This is a genomic window from Microbacterium sp. LB12 (genome assembly GCF_037150835.1).
In the GTDB taxonomy this organism is placed as follows: domain Bacteria; phylum Actinomycetota; class Actinomycetes; order Actinomycetales; family Microbacteriaceae; genus Microbacterium.
On record NZ_JBBCPF010000047.1, the window covers coordinates 1 to 408 of the forward strand.

Annotated in this window: 1 protein-coding gene; it reads right to left on the minus strand. The window is 60.0% G+C overall.

Annotated elements, in window-relative coordinates; all coding sequences use genetic code 11:
• Positions 1–10 precede the first annotated feature (10 nt).
• Positions 11–408: hypothetical protein (locus WFM69_RS19320; protein WP_442928479.1), on the minus strand; the 398-nt coding region annotated here is incomplete at its 5' end.

Here is a 408-nt window from a genome sequence, read left to right on the forward strand (position 1 = left end):
CATGCGTGTCCTACTGCTTCTGACGTTTCTTCAGAACACGGTTCGTCACCACGAGACCGCCCCCCAAAAGCAGAGCAGCAAGACTTAGGAACAGCAAACCCTGCTCGGAACCGCCACCAGTGATCGCGAGGTTACCTTCGGTCTTCGTGCCCCCAGGGGTGTCCGGCTTCGACGTCCCGCCGCCACCCTCGTGCTTCTGCGTCACCGTGAGTTTCGCGGCATCACTGGTCGCACTGCCCGCACTATTGGACGCCATCACCCTATACAGGAACCCATCGTTGGCTTCACTCCCCACGACAGTCAGCGTCAGTCCGTCGTTCGAGAGCTTCGCAGTAGAGTCAGCGCTCACCGCTTGCCAGGTCATTCCACCGTCACGAGATAGCTGCCACTTCACCATCGGTTCGGGAG